The sequence below is a fragment of the Rhizobium sp. CNPSo 3670 genome (assembly GCF_057784555.1).
On the sequence record NZ_JBXSOL010000021.1, the window covers coordinates 72,805 to 93,860 of the forward strand.

At 62.2% G+C, this 21,056-nt stretch carries 19 protein-coding genes; 12 read left to right on the forward strand and 7 right to left on the reverse strand.

Annotation, left to right across the window (positions count from 1 at the left end; translation table 11 throughout):
* Nucleotides 1–68: 68 nt before the first annotated feature.
* A complete protein-coding gene (gene lpxK, locus AC13QO_RS21220; RefSeq protein WP_085777124.1) occupies nucleotides 69–1,112 on the forward strand; it encodes a tetraacyldisaccharide 4'-kinase in 1,044 nt (347 codons plus the stop codon).
* Here lpxK and AC13QO_RS21225 read toward each other — a convergent pair.
* Both AC13QO_RS21225 and mutL read right to left on the reverse strand, forming a co-directional pair.
* Entirely contained in the window at nucleotides 1,109–1,339 is a 231-nt protein-coding gene (locus tag AC13QO_RS21225) for a DUF2093 domain-containing protein (RefSeq protein WP_010010632.1), read from the reverse strand. The genes lpxK and AC13QO_RS21225 overlap by 4 nt on opposite strands.
* Nucleotides 1,340–1,406: 67 nt before the next feature.
* Nucleotides 1,407–3,209, reverse strand: a complete 1,803-nt coding sequence (gene mutL, locus AC13QO_RS21230; protein WP_488541719.1) for a DNA mismatch repair endonuclease MutL — start codon at nucleotides 3,207–3,209, stop codon at nucleotides 1,407–1,409.
* A gap of 183 nt (nucleotides 3,210–3,392) precedes the next feature.
* On the opposite strand from mutL, the gene AC13QO_RS21235 reads away from it, so the two are divergent.
* On the forward strand, nucleotides 3,393–5,123 hold the full coding sequence (locus tag AC13QO_RS21235; RefSeq protein WP_488541720.1) for a response regulator: 1,731 nt from the start codon (nucleotides 3,393–3,395) through the stop codon (nucleotides 5,121–5,123).
* A 138-nt stretch (nucleotides 5,124–5,261) separates the two neighbouring features.
* A complete protein-coding gene (locus tag AC13QO_RS21240; RefSeq protein WP_488541721.1) occupies nucleotides 5,262–6,626 on the forward strand; it encodes a putative bifunctional diguanylate cyclase/phosphodiesterase in 1,365 nt (454 codons plus the stop codon).
* A 98-nt stretch (nucleotides 6,627–6,724) separates the two neighbouring features.
* Here the strand turns inward: AC13QO_RS21240 and AC13QO_RS21245 are convergent, their stop codons facing one another.
* The 5 genes from AC13QO_RS21245 to AC13QO_RS21265 all read right to left on the reverse strand — a co-directional run bounded on the left by AC13QO_RS21245 (nucleotide 6,725) and on the right by AC13QO_RS21265 (nucleotide 10,769).
* Nucleotides 6,725–7,330 carry a PRC-barrel domain-containing protein gene (locus AC13QO_RS21245; RefSeq protein WP_488541722.1) on the reverse strand — a complete coding sequence of 202 codons (606 nt, stop codon included), beginning with the start codon at nucleotides 7,328–7,330 and terminating at the stop codon, nucleotides 6,725–6,727.
* Between the two features lie 213 nt (nucleotides 7,331–7,543).
* Nucleotides 7,544–8,431: an SMP-30/gluconolactonase/LRE family protein gene (locus AC13QO_RS21250; RefSeq protein WP_183702987.1), complete on the reverse strand. Its 888-nt coding sequence runs from the start codon at nucleotides 8,429–8,431 to the stop codon at nucleotides 7,544–7,546.
* A 4-nt stretch (nucleotides 8,432–8,435) separates the two neighbouring features.
* Nucleotides 8,436–9,068, reverse strand: coding sequence for a 2-dehydro-3-deoxy-6-phosphogalactonate aldolase (locus AC13QO_RS21255; RefSeq protein WP_488541735.1), 633 nt, complete (start codon nucleotides 9,066–9,068; stop codon nucleotides 8,436–8,438).
* A 13-nt stretch (nucleotides 9,069–9,081) separates the two neighbouring features.
* Nucleotides 9,082–9,999 (reverse strand): 2-dehydro-3-deoxygalactonokinase, encoded by a 918-nt coding sequence (locus AC13QO_RS21260; protein ID WP_488541723.1) that lies wholly within the window; start codon nucleotides 9,997–9,999, stop codon nucleotides 9,082–9,084.
* On the reverse strand, nucleotides 9,999–10,769 hold the full coding sequence (locus tag AC13QO_RS21265) for an SDR family NAD(P)-dependent oxidoreductase (RefSeq protein ID WP_488541724.1): 771 nt from the start codon (nucleotides 10,767–10,769) through the stop codon (nucleotides 9,999–10,001). The genes AC13QO_RS21260 and AC13QO_RS21265 overlap by 1 nt, the downstream gene beginning before the upstream one ends.
* 129 nt (nucleotides 10,770–10,898) lie before the next feature.
* Here AC13QO_RS21265 and AC13QO_RS21270 point away from each other — a divergent pair, with 129 nt between their 5' ends.
* The 9 genes from AC13QO_RS21270 (at nucleotide 10,899) to AC13QO_RS21310 (ending at nucleotide 21,045) form a co-directional block, all read left to right on the forward strand.
* Entirely contained in the window at nucleotides 10,899–11,693 is a 795-nt protein-coding gene (locus AC13QO_RS21270; RefSeq protein ID WP_183702993.1) for an IclR family transcriptional regulator, read from the forward strand.
* 221 nt (nucleotides 11,694–11,914) lie between these two features.
* Nucleotides 11,915–12,649, forward strand: a complete 735-nt coding sequence (locus tag AC13QO_RS21275; RefSeq protein ID WP_183703084.1) for a LuxR family transcriptional regulator — start codon at nucleotides 11,915–11,917, stop codon at nucleotides 12,647–12,649.
* A gap of 615 nt (nucleotides 12,650–13,264) precedes the next feature.
* Complete coding sequence (locus AC13QO_RS21280; protein ID WP_285194767.1) at nucleotides 13,265–14,434, forward strand: Mrp/NBP35 family ATP-binding protein; 1,170 nt, start codon at nucleotides 13,265–13,267, stop codon at nucleotides 14,432–14,434.
* A 450-nt stretch (nucleotides 14,435–14,884) separates the two neighbouring features.
* Nucleotides 14,885–15,859, forward strand: coding sequence for a magnesium transporter CorA family protein (locus tag AC13QO_RS21285; RefSeq protein ID WP_488541725.1), 975 nt, complete (start codon nucleotides 14,885–14,887; stop codon nucleotides 15,857–15,859).
* An 18-nt stretch (nucleotides 15,860–15,877) separates the two neighbouring features.
* On the forward strand, nucleotides 15,878–17,776 hold the full coding sequence (locus AC13QO_RS21290) for a potassium transporter Kup (protein ID WP_085777138.1): 1,899 nt from the start codon (nucleotides 15,878–15,880) through the stop codon (nucleotides 17,774–17,776).
* 337 nt (nucleotides 17,777–18,113) lie between these two features.
* Nucleotides 18,114–19,325 (forward strand): cell wall hydrolase, encoded by a 1,212-nt coding sequence (locus AC13QO_RS21295; RefSeq protein ID WP_488541726.1) that lies wholly within the window; start codon nucleotides 18,114–18,116, stop codon nucleotides 19,323–19,325.
* Nucleotides 19,326–19,597: 272 nt separating this feature from the next.
* On the forward strand, nucleotides 19,598–19,933 hold the full coding sequence (locus AC13QO_RS21300) for an AtpZ/AtpI family protein (protein ID WP_085777140.1): 336 nt from the start codon (nucleotides 19,598–19,600) through the stop codon (nucleotides 19,931–19,933).
* A gap of 63 nt (nucleotides 19,934–19,996) precedes the next feature.
* The gene (locus AC13QO_RS21305) at nucleotides 19,997–20,749 is read left to right on the forward strand and encodes a F0F1 ATP synthase subunit A (protein WP_085777141.1); all 753 of its coding nucleotides are present in this window, start codon (nucleotides 19,997–19,999) and stop codon (nucleotides 20,747–20,749) included.
* Nucleotides 20,750–20,817: 68 nt separating this feature from the next.
* Nucleotides 20,818–21,045, forward strand: a complete 228-nt coding sequence (locus AC13QO_RS21310; protein ID WP_003588243.1) for a F0F1 ATP synthase subunit C — start codon at nucleotides 20,818–20,820, stop codon at nucleotides 21,043–21,045.
* Nucleotides 21,046–21,056: the final 11 nt, after the last annotated feature.

Consider the following 21,056-nt stretch of genomic DNA (forward strand, 5'->3'; position numbering starts at 1 on the left):
ATCGATTTTAATCTCTCAATCCGGCCGGGAAGACGAAATTCTCTAGCCGGCGGGGAGCGGACGGCAAAATGATTTCAGAAGCGCCGCCGTTCTGGTGGAGGAAAGCCGATTGGCGGGCCTGGCTGCTGGCGCCGCTTTCCTTTGTCTACGGCCGTGTCGCCGGCCATCGCATGGCCCATGCGCGCCGCGCCTCGGTTTCCGTTCCCGTTATCTGCGTCGGCAATTTCACAGTCGGCGGCGCCGGCAAGACGCCGACGGCGTTGACGCTCGCCCGCGCCGCCAAGGCGAAAGGCCTGAAACCCGGCTTTCTCAGCAGAGGTTACGGCGGCTCGCTCGACGTGACGACCGTGGTCGATCCCCATCATCACCGGGCGGTCGCCGTCGGCGATGAACCGCTGTTGCTCGCCCAGGAGGCGCTGACGGTGATTTCCCGCCGGCGCGTCGACGGTGCTCGGCGTCTGGTGGCGGAAGGCGCCGATCTCATCATCATGGATGATGGTTTTCAGAGCGCCCGGCTGGCGATCGACTATGCGCTGCTCGTCATCGACGCGACGCGCGGCCTTGGCAATGGCCATATCGTGCCGGCCGGCCCGGTGCGTGCGCCGATCCGCCAGCAGCTGCGTTCGGCGACGGCGCTGCTGAAGGTCGGCGGCGGCAATGCTGCCGACGCGATCGTCCGCATGGCGGCACGCGCGGCAAAGCCCTATTTCACCGCATCGCTGAAGGTGCGCGGCGACGACCGGCTTGCCGGCATCAAGGTGCTCGCCTTCGCTGGCATCGCCGATCCCGCCAAATTCTTCCGCACCGTCGAATCGCGCGGCGCCGAAATAGCCCTCGCCAAGAGCTTCGGCGACCACGAGCATCTGACCGAGGAGGAGATCGACGACATCCTGACGACCGCCGAACGCCAGGATCTCCTGATTGTCACCACGTCAAAGGATTTCGTTCGTCTCTCCGGCCATCACGGCAAGGCGGAGCAACTGGCGAAAAAATGCCGGGTGATCGAAGTCGACATGGTCTTCGAGGATCATCTCGCCCCGAGCCTGATCATCGACCGGGCGATCGTCGCCTGTCGCGAGCGGCGTTTAAGGGAAATGAAAGTTAAGAGCTAACGCCGCTGGTTCGGCAGCACGCCGGCACGTTTGTCGGCTTCGATTGCAGAAATAACGTCGGCATAGGGCTCCTGGCGGGCGACGCTCCAGTAGCGCAGTTCGTCGAGCGGGATGTTTTTTCCGGTCATCGCACAGACGACATAGGAGCCGGGCGAGAGAATCTGGAAATCGCCGTCGAGATAACGGATCTTCGCCTCGCGGTTTCCGTGCCCTTCGAACAAATTCATGCGCTCCGTTCCCTGCAACTTGTCATCCGTCTGCCTTACTCCCGCAAAGGCGGCTTTGCCAGCTTTTTCAGCTTCTGCCGAAAAGCCGCTCAATGTCGCTGAGCTTCAATTCGATATGGGTCGGCCGGCCGTGATTGCACTGGCCGGAGCCGGGCGTCACTTCCATTTCCCTCAGCAGCGCGTTCATTTCCTCCGGCCGCAGCCGCCGGCCGGAGCGAACCGATCCATGGCAGGCCATAGTCGCCGCCACATATTCGAGCTTGGCCGACAGGCCCGACGCCGTATCCCATTCTGCAATCTCGTCGGCGAGCTGGCGGATCAGGCCATGGACGTCGACCTCGCCGAGCATGGCCGGCGTTTCGCGCACCGCGATCGCCCCGGGACCGAAGCGCTCGATCGCCAGACCGAGTTCGGCAAACTCTGCCGCATGCAGCATCAGCCGGTCGCAATCCTCTTCCGGAATGTCGACGATCTCGGGGATCAGCAGCACCTGCGAGGCCAGCCGCTTTGAATGCAGCGCCTTGCGCATCGCCTCGAACACCAGCCGCTCATGCGCCGCATGCTGGTCGACGATGACGAGCCCGTCCTCGGTCTGGGCGACAATATAATTGGCGTGGATCTGGGCCCGCGCCGCGCCGAGCGGATAACGCCCGGCCGGTTCAGGCGCAGCAGGCTGTGGCGAAGACTGCGTCTCGGCCCGCGCTGTCGGCATCGAAAGTGCGTCGAAAGCGGCTTGGGATCGTTCGCTGAAACCCGTTGCCGGCTGATAGGGGCGGGAGGGCGAGGTCTCCGCCGACCATGGCGCCTGCGAGCGTTGGGCAAACGGCTGGAAACCGGGGCGGAAGGCGCGCAGCATATCGCTCGCGCCGGTCGTTGCCGCCCGGCTGCCGTCGCGCGCGAGCGCCTCGCGAATGGCGCCGACGATCAGGCCGCGCACCAGGCCTGGATCGCGGAACCGCACGTCGGATTTGGCCGGATGCACGTTGACGTCGACGAGGGCAGGATCGAGAGCGATCGACAGCACCGCCACCGGATAGCGCCCGGACGGGATCGTCTCGGCATAGGCGCCGCGGATCGCCGAGAGGATCAGCTTGTCCTGCACCGGGCGGCCGTTGACGAAGGCATATTGATGGGCGGAGTTGCCGCGATTGAAGGTCGGCACGCCGGCAAAGCCGGTCAGCGTGATCTCCTCGCGTACCGCGTCGAGCGCAATGGCGTTGTCGCTGAAGTCTTTGCCGAGCACCTGCGCCATGCGCGCCAGATGATCGTCGCCCGTTGCCGGAAATTCGAGCGTCGCACGATCGGAGCCGGACAGCACGAAGCGCACGGCGGGAAAAGCGATCGCCATGCGTTTGACGATCTCGGTAATCGCACCCGCCTCGGCCTTTTCCGTCTTCAGGAATTTGAGCCGCGCCGGCGTGGCGAAGAACAGGTCGCGGACTTCGACGATGGTGCCGGGATTGGCGGCGGCCGGCCTCAGATGCAAGACCTTGCCGCCGGCAATGGCGATCTCGTGGCCGCCGGCGCTGTCGCGCTTGCGGCTTGCGATGCTGAGCCTCGCCACGGACCCGATCGAAGGCAGTGCCTCGCCGCGGAAGCCGAGCGTTCTAATATCCTCGAGCGTTTCGGAGATCTTCGAGGTGCAGTGGCGCCTGATCGCCAGTTCCAGATCGGCCGCGTCCATGCCGCAGCCGTTATCGCTGACCCGCAGCAGCGCCTTGCCGCCGCCTGCCGTGGCGATCTCGATGCGCGTCGCTCCGGCATCCAGCGCGTTCTCGATCAATTCCTTGGCAGCGCTCGCCGGCCGTTCGATGACTTCGCCGGCGGCGATCTGGTTGATGAGCGTTTCGGAAAGCTGTCTGATGGCCATGAGCTATTTTCGAGGATTCGCGGGCGGGAGGGAAGGGGTTTCCGATCGCTTGGTGGAACTGTGATCCGCGGCTCCCCCGCATTCGGGGATCGGTAGTGTTAAGCCGGTTTTAACAGAAAAATGGCATTTTTAATCACACACCTCCAGAAGCCGCGAAATCGAACAGATGTGGGACGAAATGGAATGAGTGCCGGCTTCGAAAAGGCGGACACATCATCAGAGACCGACGGGACGCTCGCCGGGGCAGATCTGCAGACGTCGCTCTTCGATGCGGTGTGCGACAGCCTATCGGCAGCGTTCATCATCTACGACAAGAACGATCATCTGATCTTCGCAAGCCGCCAGATTGTCGAATTCTTCCCCTTGCCGCCCGAGATGCTGAAGCCGGGCATCCGGCTGCGCGATTTCCTGGGCGCGATCTACGATACCGGCGTTCGCCAGCAATATGATATCAGGCAGAGCGGCTCGCTGAGCCGCGAGGACTGGCTGTCGCAGAAAATCGCCTCGCATTGGCGCGAGCGCTTCGAATCCGTCGAGCGACATGGCGCCGACAACTGGGTCCGCTTCGTCAAGCGCAGGCTGCCGAGCGGTTACGGCGTCACCGTGGTTTCCGATATCTCCGAGGACAAGAAGCGCGAGGCGCAGTGGCGCTCGGACCTGGAGCGGGTGCAGCTCACCGAAGACATTCTCGATAACCTGCCGTTCCCGCTTTTCGTCAAGGATCGCAACCTCACCTATGTTGCGGTGAACCTCGCCTTTTGTGAGAAATATCAGAGGAGCGCCGACGAGGTGCTCGGGCGCAAGAGCGGCGATCTCTTCTCACCTGAGATCGCCAAGCGCTTCGAAGAAAGCGATCGTCACGTGCTGGAAACCGGCGAGATGTCGATCTCCCGCCAGCGGCAGATCTCCCGCGACGGCATCGAGCGCGACATCGTCAGCCGCAAACACCGTATCGGCAAGCCCGGCCGCTATTTCCTGGTGTCGACCATGCAGGATCTGCCGCGCGACGGCGCCGATCTCGAGGAGTTTGACCGCGCCTCGGCGATCACTGCCTCCGCCAATCAGAGTTATCGCCGCGCCTATGTGCCGGTGCCGAGCGCGGTGGAGCGCCGCGAGCCGGCGGCGATGGAGGCGATCGTCCCGGAGAATTTCTCCGGCCGCAAGATCCTCGTGGTCACCGCCGACCTTGCCGCCGAGGCCGCCGCTCTGCGGACGCTGTCGAAATATGGTTTCGAATCCTGCTCGGTGGGTGGTGAGGATGAAGAGGAACGATTCCTGGAAATCGCCACCTCCTCCGGCATCTCGCTCGATCTCTTGATCATCGACAACCAGATGGGCATGCGCTGCCTCGAGCTTTCCGAGCAATACGGCATCCCGGCGCTCGTCATGGACGGCTTCCAGATCGCCAACGAGCTCACCTTCCAGATCGCCCGCCACTTCAATCGCAACAGCCGCAACAACGGTGCCGGCGCCGATGCGGATTGGGAAATCAGCACGTCCGACGAGATGGTCGGCCTGCAGGTTCTCGTCGCCGAGGACAACGATATCAACCAGATCGTGTTTTCACAGATACTCGAGGGCCTTGGCTATCGCCATATGATCGCCGCGACCGGCGACGAGGTCGTGCGACTTTGGGCCGAGCACAGGCCGCAGGTGGTGCTGATGGACATTTCGCTCCCGGGTTTCAACGGCTTCGAGGCCGCGCGCCTGATCCGCCAGATGGAGGAAGCCGGCGGCGCAGCCCGCACCCCGATCATCGGCGTGCTCACGCAGGCCTTCGAGCGCGATCGCGCCGAATGCGCCAAATCAGGAATGGACGACGTCATCATGAAACCCGTCAGCCCCGACATGCTCGAGGCGATATTCCAGAAATACCTGATGGAAGACGCTGCACGGGTCCGAGCGAGCGGATGATACCGGTATCCGGCGGCGCGTGTCGTCAATTCCCCAATTTTGGGGCGAATCAGGCTGCCGACGCCGCTGATTTACTAGCGACTTGTTAAGAAATCCCGGTCATTCTTTGCCCGGCTGCGGAGGAAAGCTCGGATTTGGATGATGAGATCGGCGGAAACGGCTTCCTTGGCCGTGAGTCATAATGAGCTTCAAGCGATGGCCTATACCGATCCGCTGACCGGATTGGGAAACCGCAATCGCATGCGCGAAAAGGTCCTGCAGATCTCCGCCGAACGTGCCAGCGATCCGGCCCCTTTCACCATCGGCATCGCCAATCTCGACAGCTTCAAGCCGATCAACGATCTCTTCGGCTCCTCGGCCGGCGATGAGATCCTCTGCCAGGTCGCCCATCGGCTGAGGGCCTGCATTCCGGACGGGGCGCTGGTCACCCGCCACGACGGCGACGAATTCGCCTTCGTGCTGCCGTTGATTTTCGAACGGGCGAGCGCCGAGAAGTTCGGCCAGATGATCCGCGAGGTGTTGTCGGCGCCCTATGATCTCGGCGACCGCAACGTCCGCCTCTCCGCCTCCTTCGGCTTTGCCATCTACCCCTTCGCCGGCGAGGACTGCGAAGAACTGCTAAAGAGCGCCGACACCGCCCTCTATCGCTCCAAGCGCCGCGGTCGCGGCCAGATAACCGTCTATTCGCGGGAAATCGCCCAGGAGATGAAACGCGCAACACAGCTGGAGCAGGCGCTCAGAAACGCCATCATCTCCGACACCATCGACGTTCACTTCCAGCCGATCGTCTCGCTCGCCAACAATCAGGTCGTCGGCTTCGAGGCGCTCGCCCGCTGGAACGACCCCGATCTCGGTTTCGTGGCGCCCGGCGTCTTCGTGCCGCTCGCCGAAGAGCGTGGTTTCATCGACGCTCTGTCAGAGGCCCTGCTTCGCAAGGCTGCTGAAGCAGCCTTGTCCTGGCCGCGTGAACTATTTCTGTCGTTCAATCTCTCTTCGGCGCAGCTGATGGATCCCGGCACGAGCGGCAGCATCCTGTCGATCCTCGGTCGCGTCGGCTTCGATCCGCACCGCCTGGAACTGGAAATCACCGAGACGGCGGTGATGGGTTCGGCCGACACCGCCCACCGCATCATCGCCGATCTGCGTGCAGCCGGCGTTCGCATCTCGCTCGACGACTTCGGCACGGGCCAGTCGAGCCTCGGTCGTCTGCGCGACTTCATCTTCGACAAGATCAAGATCGACCGCGCCTTCGTCTCGCGCATCAATTCCGACCGCGCCTCCGAACACATCATCAAGGCGATCCTTTCCATGTGCGAAGGCCTGGAACTGGAAGTCGTGGCCGAAGGCATCGAAGATTATGCCGAAGCCGTGAAGCTGCGCACGCTCGGCTGCGGCATGGGCCAGGGCTACCATTTCGGCCGCCCGGCCGATGGCATCGCCACGCTGCGCTTCCTGCACGAGAACTATTACGATATGGTGCCCGCCGAGCGCGTCAGCGCATAAGGCAATTCGCCTCCGCAACACGCGAAGCAGCCAGCAAACAGACAAAGTAATGGCGCCCCTAGGAGCGCCATCACCTACACTATACTACCGCGCACGGATTACTTGGGTGTGGTCGAGCCGGTTGCCGTCGTATCGGTACCGGTTGCGGCCGGGGCCTTCTCTGCAGACTGCATTGCCAGCGTCTTGAACTCGGGCGCAGCCTTCAGCGATTCAGCGGTTTCGGTTGTTGTCAGCTTGAGACTGCCGTCCTGAGTGTTCTGGGCGATGCTGATTTTTTCGATCGGAACGGCGACGTCCTTTTCGCCGATGCCGAGGAAGCCGCCCACGCCGACGATCGCAGCAACGATGCCGCCATCTTTCTTCATGATCAGGTCGTTGATGCTACCGATGCTTTCATTGTTGGCGTTGTAGACCGACTGACCGATATAAGTGTTGGCGCTGATCTGGTCCGGAGCCTGCTCCGTCAGATAGGTACCCTGGGCTACATCCGTGCTCGGTTTTGCAGCCGGAGCCTGTGCAGCGTCGCCCGCGGGCTTAGTGACATCAGGGGTGACGGGCTTGGGGGCAGCCGGATCGGCCGGCGCTGCCTGATTGGTCGCGGCGGGATCGGCAGGCTGCGGCGCCGTCTGCGAAAATGCCGCCGGTGCGAAAGCCGTGGCAAACAGCGCGCCAGCGGCAACGGTCGTCAAAAGTTTGCGTGTCATTTCGAACCTACTTTCATTTCCCTAGAGTGATCGCTGACCCGGCAATGCATCATCCTTGCCGCGCCGGTTCGAAGGGAAAATGAGTGGTGCGCCGATTGGTTCCGGTTGAAAACACGGAAAATTTCTCGATTATCACGGAACTTTTATTAGCGAACGGCCCCGGAAACGAAAAAGACGCCCACTCGGGAGCGCCTTGCATTGGCCGAACTGCTGTCAGAGCACATAGACGGGATCGAACACGCCCTTGACCTCGATGCCGAGTTCCAGAAGCGCGCCGGCGCTCGGCTGGGCCGAACGGGCGTCCTCGTCAAGACCTTCCCAGGCCGTCGTCACCGCCAGTCGGTCGGCATTGGCGCCGATGAAGGCCGGGCAGGAGGGCTGGACGGCGGGAACCTTGTAGCGCGAGATACGCAAGCCATCGGGATTGTAGCGATCGACGACGCCGGCGCCCCAGCGAGCATTCCAGATATAGCCATCGGCATCCACCACCGAACCGTCAATGTCGCCGGGCTCGTTCATGCTGTCGACGAGCACGATCGGCTCGCCCGAGGGCAGGCCGGTCTGCGGATCGACCATGACGCGCATCAGCCGGTTGATGCGGGAATCCGTGTAGTAGCCGATGGTGCCATCCGGGGAAAAGCAGATCGAATTCGGAATGCTGATGCCGTTGAAGATCTTTGTCACCTTGCCGCCGGCGACATGGTAGATGGCGCCGGCCTGGTTTTCCGCTCGCTTGCTCATGGTGCCGATCCAGAGCGCCCCCGACGGATGGGTGCGGCCATCATTCGAGCGGTTTTCCGGCCTGTCGTTCTCGAGCGCCGCATAGAAGGTGAGGTTGCCGCTCGCCACATCACGCACGAAAAGCCCTTCCTCCGTCGCGATCAGCTGCCGTCCGGCGTCGATGCGGGCCAGCACGCTTGCCATCACGGGCAGCGGATGGACCTTTTTCTCCCCTGTTGCGAGTCTGAGCTCGTGCAGCTCTTTGCCGAGGATGTTGAACCACCAGACGATATCGCTGTCCGGATCATAGGTCGGACCTTCGCCGAGAACGGAATTGGTGTTGCAAAGGGTCTTGCCTTCGAACTCGTAAATGTCGGTCATACGTTCACGCTCCCATGGCTGCATCATAGGCGTAAATGGTCGCCTTGGCGCGCTCGGCAACCTCTGCCGCGGTCATTCCGGGCTTGTAGAGGCTGGTGCCGAGGCCGAAGGCTGAGATGCCGGCCCTGGTGTAATCGGCGAAATTCTTGTCCGACACGCCGCCGACGGCGGCAATCGTCAGTTCCGGCGGCAGGATCGCGCGGATCGCCGTGATGCCGGAAGGGCCAAGCACGCTCGCCGGGAAGAATTTGAGACCGGTGGCGCCGGCGCGTGCGGCCGCTAAGGCCTCCGTCGGCGTAAAGACCCCCGGCATCGTCACCATACCATATTCGCGCGCCCGGATGATCACGTCCGGTTCGACATTCGGGGTCACCAGCAGCTTGCCGCCGGCCGCATTCAGGTTGTCGACAGCCTCGACCGTCAGCACCGTACCGGCGCCGATCAGCGCCTCGGCCGGCGCCATCTTCGCGGCGATCTCGATGGATTTGAACGGCTCCGGCGAATTGAGCGGAATCTCGATGGCCGTCAGGCCATTTTCGATCAGGGCGCCGACGATGCTCTCGGTCTCGTCGGGCCGGATGCCGCGCAGGATGGCGATCAGCGGGCGCTTCATGTCGGGGAAGGGGATACGGTTCATCATGTCAGCTTTCTCATTTCGGCCAGATGGCTTCGGCGGCTGCCGATAGGCCGCGGCGCACGGCCGCGTCGGCGTCGATGGCGGTGAAGGCAAGGGAGAGGGTGTTGAAGGCCTGCTCATAGAGCGCCTGCAGGCGTCCGGAGGCGACGAGGGTGATGCCAGTGCCGTTGGCGGCATCCTGCAGCGCGCCGGCAATTTCGAGGCCGATCAGCGTGCCGGAGAGCCGGGCCTGCGCGGCCGCGGCGGAGATCCCGTGCAGCAGCTGGCCCGAACGGGCGGCAAACAGCAGATTGGAGGCAAGTGCGGGATGCGCAAAGGCCGCCGACACGGCCGCTTCGAAGGCAGCCGCATCCGCCGGCTGTTGTTCGGCACCTGCCACGGCATGCGACAGGATCGTGTTTTTGCTGATCACGTCGAAAAGTTCGCCGGTCATGAAAGTCGAAAAGCCGGCGACCTTGCCGTCCGCGACATGCACCCATTTCGAATGCGTGCCGGGCATGCAGACTGCCTGCGCCGCGGAGTTCGCGCGGCCGAGCGCGCCGAGAAGCTGGGTCTCCTCGCCGCGCATGACATCTGGCCTCGCCACATCCCGCTGGGCAAGGCCCGGCAGGATGCGGATGTCACGGCTTTCACCCGGCACGCGGACCGCCGCGGTGAGGATCGAGGCGAGCGGCGCGGGCACGTCGATATACCCGGCTTCGACCCAGCCCTGCCTTGCGCCGGCCATGCCGCAAACGATGACAGGCAGACCTTGCGGCGCTTCGACAGCGGTGAGATGGCCCGACAGCACCTGGGAAAAGCCGATCTTAGCCGCGCTCGTCATGCCTTCGCCGCTGCGGCGTTCGGCAAGGATGCCGCCGTCCCTGTCGATCAGCCAGAGCCGGAAACTGCTGGTGCCCCAGTCCACCGCGACGTAAGCGGGATTAGCCATTACAAAACGCCTCCATCGACGATCAGGGACTGAGCGGTCATCGCAGCCGCGCAGTCGGATGCAAGAAACAGGCAGGGACCGACGATGGCATCCGCCTTGAGCGGGAATTTCAGGCATTGCTGCTCGACCGAGCGGGCGACGCTTTCCTCGGTGAGCCACAGCTGCATCTGCCGTTCGGTGACGACCATGCCGGGCAGAATGCAGTTCACCCGGATATTTTCCGGCCCGAGCCGGCCGGCCATGCTCTTCGTCAGTCCGACGACCGCCGCCTTCGCCGCCGCATAGGAAGGAAAGCCGCCCATGTTCAGCTTGAAGGCGATCGATGACATATTCACGATCGCGCCGCCGCCGGCTGCCCGCATCGACGGCGCCACCGCCTGCGAGGTGAAGAACACATGCCGCAGATTGACCGCCTGATTGTTGTCCCAATAGGCCTCGGTCACCGCGTCGAATTCGTGGCGGTCATCCCACGCTGCATTGTTGACAAGCACGCGGATCGGCCCGGATGTCTGAACGACGACATCGACCGTGCGCCGGATCGCCTCGATGTCGCGCAGATCGGCATAGTAGAACAGCACCGGATGCGCCGTTTCCCGCGACAGTCTTTCCGCGAGTTCGCTGCCGGCCGTCTCGGCAATGTCGATGAAGGAGACCTTAGCGCCCTGGCGTGCGAAACCTTCGACGATCGCGGCACCGATGCCCGATCCGCCGCCGGTCACGAGCACGGCGCGATCTTTGAACTCGGGAAATTGTGCTGCCACTGCGCTCACCGCTTCCTTCCTCCCAGATGTTCCATTATTCGGAACTTAATTTGACTATGTGGAATTATCGGATTATGCTGGTCTTCCTGTCAAGGGCGCACGCTTGCCGGCGCGGATCGATTCGATGGCACATAGACAATGACTTCAAGCGACGGCATGGCCCAGGCCCGCGAGACCGGCACCCTCGGCAAATTGATGGTTCTCCTCGATCTCGTCACCCATGCGGATACGCCACTACGCTTCACCGATATCCTGACGCTCGCCGGCCAGCCGCGCGGCACGCTGCATCGCCAGCTCAGCCACCTGGTGGAGGAGGGGTTGCTGGAGCTCGATGGTGACGGCTGTTATGCGCCGGGCCTGCGCCTGCTCGATTTCGCCGCGCGCAGCTGGGCGCGCAACGAATTCCGTCTGGTTGCCGAACCGCACCTGAGCGAACTCCAGCAGGCGACCGGCGAGACGGTGCATCTCGGCGTTCTCCGGGGACAGTCGATCATCTATCTCGACAAGGTCGAAGGCCGTCAGCCGGTGCGCATGTATTCGCAGATCGGCAACGCCTCGCCCTGCTACTGCACCGGCGTCGGCAAGGCCGCTCTTTCGCTGCTTCCGCCCGAAACTCTTGCCGATCTCCTCGCCGGCCTGAACTTCACCAGCTTTACCGCCTCGACACATGCTTCGCCCGAGACGCTTGCCGCCGAAATCCGCGAGATTGCCGAACAGGGCTATGCTTTCGACCTCGAGGAGCACGAGGCCGGCATCCGCTGCGTCGCCGCGCCCGTCTGGTCGGAGGATCGCACCTTCATCGGCGGCATTTCGGTCACGGGCCCGGCCTACCGGCTGTCGATGGAACTTCTGCGTCAGTGGGCCGTTCCCGTACAGCTGGCGGCTGCGAGGATTATGGAGGGCATGCGCGTCCGCCTCGGCCCGCGCCGGTGACGGTATCGCTACCACCTTTGCTGGACGGCTCGCTAAGCATGCTTATGATGAGCGAAATATTGAGATTTGCGGGCGAATCACGCCAAGTGGAATGACCCGCGAATCTACAACCACGCATTGGCTGAAGCCTGTCTGCCGAGACCGCTTCCACCTAATCCAATTCACGCTCGTCACGCCTCGATGCAACCGAACCGGCCGCGGCGCCGAAGATGAAAACTGTGATGGTACCCTTGTCGCAAACCTCCACGGAAGAAGACGATTATATCAACGAAATCGCCGGCCTGAAGACGCAGTTCGATATTTTCCGTTTCTTGAAACGCGTCACGGAAGCCTATCGCAGTCGCGCCTTCATGGTTCTCAACCTGCCGCCGATCACCTCTCTCGACCTGCAGGCCAACACCGTCATCACCAGTTGGCCGGCCGAGCTTCTGGCGCTCTACGACCAGGAAGCGCTGATGGTGAACAGCCCGGTTTTGAGGCGGCTTAGAACATCGACGCGGCCTTTCTTTTACGACATGTCGCGGGAGGCCTGGGCGCGGGACGACGGCAAGTCCGTCCTGGTCACGGGGTTGTTCGAGCGTTTCAGGATGATACGCGGCGCCTATTTCCCAACCCACGAGGCCTCCGGCCTGCGCGGTGCCGTCTCCTTCTCCGGCGACCGCGAACCCTTCAGCGCCGCCGAAATGCGCGAGCTTTGTTATATCGCCATCCATGTCTTTGACAGGCTTGCCGAAATCCGCAACCTCGATACGCGCATGACGGATTCGCTAACCGACCGAGAGATCGACTGCCTCAACTGGACGGCGGCCGGTAAGACCAGCGCCGAGATTGCCGAAATCCTCGCGCTGTCGGAGCATACGGTCAATCATTACCTCAACCGCGCCACCAAGAAGCTCGACACGGTCAATCGCACCCAGGCGGTCGCCAAGGCACTGCGGATCGGCCTGATCAAATAAGTCGCAAAGGTGGTGGCGCGCCGTGGCCGTCCGCTCAGCTCTTAGGCAGAACCGGGATGTTGCCGCAGCGCTTCTCGGCGCTTTTCCCGATTTTTTCATCTGGCACGCTTTCTGCATCTCCTTTGCCAGAGGTCCAGAGGGGACTTTGATGACCAGCGCCAGGAAATGGCGCGGCCGACACACCGCTGCCCGACGCCGACGCCGCTTCTCTCCCGGCCTTCGGCGTCGGTGGCGGTTGTTGCCTTTTGGCACCGCTTCTTGGGCAGCTGTTTACGATTTCCTCTTCCCGGTCACTTTTCACTGGCCTTTTTTTCGGCTTGCGCTAATTCGCCCCGCATTGCGCCGGTTCTTGGGGAGAGAGACCGTTGCGGCCATCAGGGCGAGAAGCCCGGCGGACTTGATGGCCGCAGCGGATTCGCGGGGTCCCCGCCGGCGTTTTTCGCAGCCGGCAAATTGATTTTCCTTCCGATGATTTTGTTTGGCGAAGACGTGCGGCTCCACTATCTCTACCGCATGATTTCATGCCTTGGTCGGAATTGGCCGAGGCTAAAATCACGTGCGCGCCTTGAAAGACGCGTGGCGCCGTAGTCTGCGAGAAGAAGCAATGAGGGTGGAATGACCGACGTCACCAAGGAACAGGTTCTCGAAACGCTGAAGACCGTGCGCGGACCGGATCTCGAACACGACATCGTCTCGCTCGGCATGGTCTCCGATGTCTTCATCTCCGACGGCAAGGTCTATTTTTCCATCACCGTTCCGGCCGAACGCGCCAAGGAGCTGGAGCCGATGCGGCTCGCCGCCGAGCGCGTCATCAAGGAGATGCCGGGTGTCAAGGGTGCGCTCGTCACGCTGACGGCGGACAAGAAGGCGGCCGCCGCGGCGCCCGCTGCCCGCCCGGCGCCGAACCCGCCCCACGGTCATGCCGGTCATGATCATGGGGGCCACGCGCATGCGCCGCAGCAACAGCCGCCGCGCGCCGGCAAGATCGGTGTCCCCGGTATCGGCGCCATCATTGCCGTCGCCTCCGGCAAGGGCGGTGTCGGCAAGTCCACCACCGCCGTCAACCTGGCGCTCGGCCTGCTCGCCAACGGTCTCCGGGTCGGCATTCTCGATGCCGATATTTACGGCCCGTCGATGCCGCGGCTCTTGAAGATCTCCGGCCGCCCGACGCAGATCGATGGCCGTATCATCAATCCGATGGAGAATTACGGCCTCAAGGTCATGTCGATGGGTTTCCTCGTCGACGAGGAGACGGCGATGATCTGGCGCGGGCCGATGGTCCAGTCTGCCCTGATGCAGATGCTGCGCGAAGTGGCATGGGGCGAGCTCGACGTTCTCGTCGTCGACATGCCGCCCGGCACCGGCGATGCGCAATTGACGATGGCCCAGCAGGTGCCGCTTGCCGGCGCCGTCATCGTTTCCACGCCGCAGGATCTCGCCCTGATCGATGCCCGCAAGGGCCTCAACATGTTCCGCAAGGTCGAGGTGCCGGTTCTCGGCATCGTTGAAAACATGAGCTATTTCATAGCACCCGACACCGGCACCCGCTACGACATTTTCGGTCATGGCGGCGCTCGCAAGGAGGCCGAGCGCATCGGCGTGCCCTTCCTCGGTGAAGTGCCGCTGACGATGAACATCCGCGAAACGTCCGATGCCGGCACGCCGCTCGTCGCCTCCGATCCGAACGGCGTCGTCGCCGGCATCTATCGCGGCATCGCCGCCAAGGTGTGGCAGCAGCTCGGCGGCCAGCCCCAGCGCTCGGCGCCGGCGATCGTCTTTGAATGACGTCTCGGGTTATGGGCAGGACTTCCGGGCCGGAGCGCATCACAGCAAAGCGCTGAAGCGCCGAATCACCGTTGCGACCACCCCGAATTGTGCGGAAATGTGGTGAAAAGCCGCGCTTCACGGAAGATGTCTTGATTATTTCACGGCTTTGCTTCATATGCCGCGGCGCCATGATTGCATTGCTGCAGATGCTCAATGACGGCCGTCTTCGTTTCGAAGGTCCCGGACCGCCTGCAAGGTCGAAGGGATTGGTAACTGCGATGCGGTGGAGCACAATGCGCATGCTGGCTTTCGAGGCCTGATGCAGCCGGAGTTGTATGAACTTTCTTGATCCGCTTCCGTTTGGGCCTCGAACGAGCCACCCTCGCATTGCCGCGATGGCGGACGGATGGAAAGGCTTGCAATGAAGATGATGACCACGAAGCGTCGTGAGCATCGGAGACGCTGCCGGTGATCACCGCTTACCGTTCCAATTGCAAATCGGTCGAGATCCGCGATCTCTCGCAGCCGGCATCCTTTCCCGAGGATGTCGTCTGGATCGATATGCTCGAGCCGAGCCGCGAGGAGGAGCTTTATGTCGAGAAGGTTCTCGGCATCGAGGTCCCGACTCGCGACGATCTCAAGGACATCGAACCGTCGGCTCGCCTTTATATCGAAAACGACGCCGTCTTCATGACCGCTTCCCTCGTCTGGAAGGCGGACACCGACGCGCCGACGCTGACCGATGTCGCTTTCATCCTGGCCGGAGACCGCCTGGTCACCATCCGCTACGCCCAACCGAAATCCTTTGCGCTGTTCATCGCCGCCCTTCACCGGCTGCCGGAAAACTGGCGCAGCGGCCCGGCCCTTCTCGCCAAGCTGCTGGAGACGATCGTCGACCGGACCGCCGAAATCCTCGAAACCTCCGTCTCGCGCATCGACATCTTGTCGACGCATGTCTTCGGCAGGGCGAATAAGGTCCGCAAGCCTTCGAACTACCTCGAGCAGAAATTGCGCGATATCGCCGGTCATCACCGCATGATCAGCAAGCTGCGCGACAGTCTCGGCTCGCTTTCCCGGCTTCTGACGTTCTTTTACACGGTCCCGGCGATCCAGCAGGACCACGAGGCGAAGGAGCTGTGCCGCACCGTCTCGCGCGATATTCAATCGCTGTCGGAGCATGCCTCCTTTGTCGCCGGCAACATCACCTTCCTGCTCGACGCCTCACTCGGCCTCATCAACATCGAACAGAACTCGATCATCAAGATTTTCTCGATCGCCTCCGTAGTGTTCCTGCCGCCGACATTGGTCGCTTCCATCTATGGCATGAATTTTCAGGTCATGCCGGAACTGGCCTGGGCGGCGGGTTATCCCTATTCGCTGGCCTTGATGGTAATATCAGCCGTCATCCCCTTTTTCTTTTTTCGCTGGAAAGGCTGGCTCTGAAGAGCCTGTTGAAATTTCATGTCCGAAGAGAGCGATCCGCACGAACGCCACATGACGCCGCGCAAGCTGTTCTATCTCGCGCTCGGTTCCGTTGGTGTCGTGTACGGCGATATCGGCACGAGCCCGCTCTACGCATTTCGCGAAGCGCTGAAGCCCGTCGCCCATGACGGCGTCACCCGTTTCGAGATCATCAGTCTTATTTCCCTGATGATCTGGGCGCTGACCATTATCGTCACCATCAAATACGTCCTCTTCCTGCTGCGCGCCGACAACGACGGTGAGGGCGGCACGCTGTCGCTGCTCGCCCTTCTGATGAAGACCGCCAACGGCCATACCGCACTGCTGATGCTGCTCGGACTGATGGGCGCTGCCCTGTTCCTCGGCGATGCGATGATCACGCCGGCACTTTCGGTGCTGTCGGCGGTCGAAGGTCTGAAACTCGTCACGCCCAGCCTGGCGGAATATATCGTGCCGATCTCGGTGGTGATCCTGGCGCTGCTCTTCGTCGTGCAATCGCGCGGCACCGGTGCCGTCGCCAAGTTCTTCGGGCCGATCACTGCTCTCTGGTTCCTCGTCATGGCCGCCGCCGGGATCTCCCATATCTCGGACGATTTCGGCATCCTCGCCGCCTTCAACCCCTATTATGCTGTCAGCTTCCTGCTGCATGAGGGCTTTTACGGCGTCGTCGTGCTCGGTGCCGTCTTCCTGACCGTAACGGGCGCCGAGGCGCTTTATGCCGACCTTGGCCATTTCGGCCGCCGCCCGATTCAATGGGCCTGGTTCCTGCTGGTGTTTCCGGCGCTGACGCTGAATTATCTCGGGCAGGGTGCGCTCGTCCTCGGCAATCCGATGACGATGTCCGACCCCTTCTATCTGATGTATCCGCAATGGGCGTTGCTGCCGGTCGTCATCCTGGCGACGGCGGCGACGATCATCGCCAGCCAGGCCGTCATAACGGGCGCCTTTTCGCTGGTGCGCCAGGGCATCAACCTCGGCTTCCTGCCGCGCATGGAAATCCTTTTCACCTCAGAAACCAACACGGGACAGATCTTCGTGCCGTCGGTCAACGCCGTGCTGTTCTTCGGCGTCATCTTCCTGGTGCTGAGCTTCAAGACCTCGGACGCATTGGCGACCGCCTACGGCATCTCAGTCACCGGCGCCATGGTCGTCACCTCGATCATGGCCTTCGAATTCGTCCGCGCCCGCTGGAACTGGTCGCTGCCGGTCGCCGTGATCGCGCTCGCGCCGCTCGTCGTGCTGGAAATGATCTTCCTCGGCGCCAACCTTCTGAAGATCCACGATGGCGGCTATATCCCGATCCTGATCGCCACCGCCTTTACCGTCGTCATGTGGACCTGGCGCCGCGGCACCGCGATCCTGATGGAGAAGACCCGGCACACCGATATTCCGCTCGCCTCCTTCGTCAGTTCCATCGAGCGCAAGAGCGAGCATTCGCCGGCCCAGGTTCCGGGCACGGCGATCTTCCTGACCAGCGATCCGGAATCGGCCCCCGCCGCCCTGCTGCACAATCTCAAGCACAACCACGTGCTTCACGACCGCAACGTCATCCTGACGATCCGCACCGTCAATAAGCCGCGGGTGGCGAGCCAGGACCGCTACAAGGTCGAGCAGATTTCCCCGCGTTTCTCCCGTGTCGAACTGCTGTTCGGTTTCATGGAATCGCAGAACGTCTCGCAGGCGCTCGCGACGCTGCGCAAGACCGGACTGAAGTTCGACATCATGTCGACCTCCTTCTATCTCGGCCGTCGCAAGCTGGTGCCGGATGCCAAGTCGGGCATGCCCTACTGGCAGGACCGGCTCTACATCGCGCTGGCCAACGCCGCCGCCAACCCCTCGGACTATTTCCGCCTGCCGGCCAACCGGGTGGTGGAGCTGGGCTCGCACGTTATTATTTGATGGATGGGAAGTGATTGCTGACGTCAGCGCCCGCGCTTTGGATTTGCCCTTCCGCCACCTAAGCTCCGTCATGCTCGGCCTTGAGCCGAGCACCCGCACCGCACCCACCAGCAGCTGAGGCATGGGCACTCGGCTCAAGGCCGAGGACGACGGAGATTGGGGATTCGTTTCCGTCGAACTCGCCCCGCAGGTTCAGGTCAACAGGCATAGCGCCACCAGGAGCGCAGCGGCTCCTGGTGGACGAAGTTATCAGCCATATTAGAACATCCAAAAACTCACACTGCTACTTTCCGGCACGCCTCGTTAACCAGGCATCAAGGTTAATGAGAGATTTTCGATGGCATGTTCCCGCGTTCCATGCCCGGAGTTCGTGTTGCGTCGAAAGAGCCCTTCCCGTAGCAAGCTGCGTCTTCTTCCCGAGAACTGGGTGTCGCCCGTCATCTTCGGACTTGCCGGCTGGCTGATCTTCCCGAGCGTTGCCTCCCACGCCGATCTCGCCACCATGCTTGCCGGTCTCGACCGTGAGGGGGAGAGCTGGCGCATGGTGCTGACCAATTCGCCGGCCGGCTCCATCCATCAGGCCGAGCTCGCCTTCTCCGATCCGGCAGCGACCGGCTCGATCGCCTCAGGCGCCGGCATGGTTCTGCCCGACGGCCGCAAGGTGGCTTTTACGGCCAAGGACAAGGGGCACGAGGACACGCCGGACGAGGACCGGGTCATTCGCGGCACGAAGAAGGGCCGCGTCGTCGCCATCGAGAAGATGCAGCCGCCGAAAGACTTTTCCGCCGGCTCCATTCTTGAGCGCACCAAGATGCTGTTCACTCCGAATTTCGATCTTAAGGACAGGTCGGCTTTCGTCAAGCCGAAGATCCAGGGTAGGGAAATCGAGATCGCCACCTCTTTCTATAGGAAACAGCCGGTGAGGCCGGAGGTCGGCGTGCCGGCGATGCTCGCAAGCCTCGTCACCAGCAACAAGGCCGACGTGCTTGCCACCGCCTATGCGCCGGCGGCACCGGATTATGCCCGCCACTCGCCGTTCGATTCGATCCTGACCGAACCGGAAAGCGGCCGCTTCGTCCCCCAGATCGGTCCGGGCGACCACGCCTGGGCCGCAAGCGTGCTGCCGCCGAGCGTCTTTTCCGCCCGCGAGCAGCAATGCCTTGCCTCAGGCATCTATTTCGAGGCGCGCGGGGAATCGGTGAAGGGCCAGGCGGCCGTCGCCCAGGTCATACTCAACCGCGTTCGCAACCCCGCCTATCCCAAGAGCATCTGCGGCGTCGTCTACCAGAACGAGGATTGGCGCAACCGCTGCCAGTTTTCCTTCGCCTGCGACGCCATCAAGGACCGGGTGAATTCGCAATATCACTGGCGGGTCGCTCGCGACGTGGCCATGGCGGTGACATCAGGCAGGATCTGGCTGCCGCAGGTGGGGTCGGCGACGCACTACCATGCCGTTTACGTCCGCCCGAAATGGGCAAAGACCATGGAAAAGGTCGGGCGCATCGGTCTTCACGTCTTCTATCGCACCTATGGCGGCGGCTGGAGCTGAGAGAAAGCGTTGGGGCGATGCCGATTTTTCGCCCCCAAAAGCGGATTCTTTCCGTCGAATTTGCGAGCTCGACCGGAAATCGACTTATCCATTTGATTTCATAAATTTATTTTCTCGCTGGACAGAAGCCGTCTACGCCTTGACTATACCAAGCCCTAAAACTATGTTGCGCGCGACTTCAGAACGGGCCGGAAGGGTCTCAACCTTCGCGTCCGGGGTCCGAATAACCGGGGTAGCGGGAGTGCGGGCGACGGACAGGCGAGGAGAGATCCATGGCGGACGACCGCGAGGAAAGTCTTGAGAAGCGCCGTGCGCAGCTGGAAGCGGAACTCGCGACCAAGCGCGTAGAGGCGAAAGTGGAAGAGGCAAGCGAAGCCCGCGCCGAGGAAAGCCGCAAAGGTTATGCCCAGGCGATGAAGCTTTCCAGCGAGTTCATTTCCGCGATCGTCGTCGGCGCCGTCCTTGGCTATCTTCTCGACCGTTTTGTTGGCACGGCGCCTTGGGGGTTGATTGTTCTTCTGCTTCTCGGATTCTGTGCCGGCGTTCTGAACGTGCTGCGTTCTGCGGGGGTGGTGGCCCACCCTCTGGACAAGGACGACAAGAAATAGGGGGCCGGTCCCGGTCCAGTGCAATGACCCCGCGTCCTGCGGGCCAAAGAGAGAGAACAAGCGGTGTCTAACGATCCGACTCATCAGTTCCTGATCCAGAAGATTGTGCCGATCGAAATCGGCGGAATTGATTTTTCGTTCACCAACGCATCGCTCTTCATGGTCGCTTCGGCAGCCGTTGCCGCAGGCTTCCTTTATTTCTCGACCTCGAACCGCGCCATCGTGCCGGGCCGTTCGCAGTCGGTCGCGGAAATGTCCTATGAATTCATCGCCAATATGCTGAAAGAGGGCGCGGGCAAGCAGGGGATGAAGTTCTTCCCGCTGGTCTTTTCGCTCTTCATGTTCGTGCTGACGGCGAACCTGCTCGGCATGTTCCCCTATTTCTTCACGATCACCAGCCAGATCATCGTCACCTTCGCGCTGGCGATTCTCGTCATCGGTACGGTGCTCGCCTACGGTTTCTATAAGCACGGCTTCCACTTCCTGAATGTCTTCGTGCCCTCGGGCGTGCCCGGCATATTGCTGCCGCTGGTCGTCTCGATCGAAATCATTTCCTTCCTGTCCCGTCCGATTTCGCTCTCCGTTCGTCTTTTCGCCAACATGCTCGCCGGTCACATCACGCTGAAGGTGTTCGCAGGCTTCGTCGCCTCGCTTGGAACCCTCGGTGCGGTCGGTGTCGGCGGCGCCGTTCTTCCTCTCATCATGACCGTCGCCCTGACCGGTCTCGAGTTCCTCGTCGCCTTCCTTCAGGCTTACGTCTTCGCGGTGCTGACTTGCATGTACCTCAACGACGCAATCCATCCGGGCGGGCACTAAGGATAACGACAACGACGTCTCCAGGGCGTCAGTCATTCGCCGCAACAACCATTTCAAAGGAGTTCAACATGGAAGCGGAAGCAGCAAAGTTCATCGGTGCAGGCCTGGCTTGCTTTGGTATGGCCGGTACGGCTCTCGGCCTCGGCAATATCTTCGGCAGCTACCTCTCCGGCGCTCTGCGCAATCCGTCTGCCGCTGACAGCCAGTTCGGCCGTCTGGTATTCGGCTTCGCCGTTACGGAAGCTCTGGGCATCTTCTCGCTGCTCGTCGCTCTCCTCCTCCTCTTCGCTGTCTGATATCGGCGAAT

Coding starts and splice junctions, on each gene's coding strand:
- lpxK (WP_085777124.1), top strand. CDS start 69: ATGATTTCAGAAGCGCCGCCGTTCTGGTGGAGGAAAGCCGATTGGCGG.
- AC13QO_RS21225 (WP_010010632.1), bottom strand. CDS start 1,339: ATGAATTTGTTCGAAGGGCACGGAAACCGCGAGGCGAAGATCCGTTAT.
- mutL (WP_488541719.1), bottom strand. CDS start 3,209: ATGGCCATCAGACAGCTTTCCGAAACGCTCATCAACCAGATCGCCGCC.
- AC13QO_RS21235 (WP_488541720.1), top strand. CDS start 3,393: ATGAGTGCCGGCTTCGAAAAGGCGGACACATCATCAGAGACCGACGGG.
- AC13QO_RS21240 (WP_488541721.1), top strand. CDS start 5,262: ATGATGAGATCGGCGGAAACGGCTTCCTTGGCCGTGAGTCATAATGAG.
- AC13QO_RS21245 (WP_488541722.1), bottom strand. CDS start 7,330: ATGACACGCAAACTTTTGACGACCGTTGCCGCTGGCGCGCTGTTTGCC.
- AC13QO_RS21250 (WP_183702987.1), bottom strand. CDS start 8,431: ATGACCGACATTTACGAGTTCGAAGGCAAGACCCTTTGCAACACCAAT.
- AC13QO_RS21255 (WP_488541735.1), bottom strand. CDS start 9,068: ATGAACCGTATCCCCTTCCCCGACATGAAGCGCCCGCTGATCGCCATC.
- AC13QO_RS21260 (WP_488541723.1), bottom strand. CDS start 9,999: ATGGCTAATCCCGCTTACGTCGCGGTGGACTGGGGCACCAGCAGTTTC.
- AC13QO_RS21270 (WP_183702993.1), top strand. CDS start 10,899: ATGACTTCAAGCGACGGCATGGCCCAGGCCCGCGAGACCGGCACCCTC.
- AC13QO_RS21275 (WP_183703084.1), top strand. CDS start 11,915: ATGGTACCCTTGTCGCAAACCTCCACGGAAGAAGACGATTATATCAAC.
- AC13QO_RS21280 (WP_285194767.1), top strand. CDS start 13,265: ATGACCGACGTCACCAAGGAACAGGTTCTCGAAACGCTGAAGACCGTG.
- AC13QO_RS21290 (WP_085777138.1), top strand. CDS start 15,878: ATGTCCGAAGAGAGCGATCCGCACGAACGCCACATGACGCCGCGCAAG.
- AC13QO_RS21295 (WP_488541726.1), top strand. CDS start 18,114: ATGGCATGTTCCCGCGTTCCATGCCCGGAGTTCGTGTTGCGTCGAAAG.
- AC13QO_RS21300 (WP_085777140.1), top strand. CDS start 19,598: ATGGCGGACGACCGCGAGGAAAGTCTTGAGAAGCGCCGTGCGCAGCTG.
- AC13QO_RS21310 (WP_003588243.1), top strand. CDS start 20,818: ATGGAAGCGGAAGCAGCAAAGTTCATCGGTGCAGGCCTGGCTTGCTTT.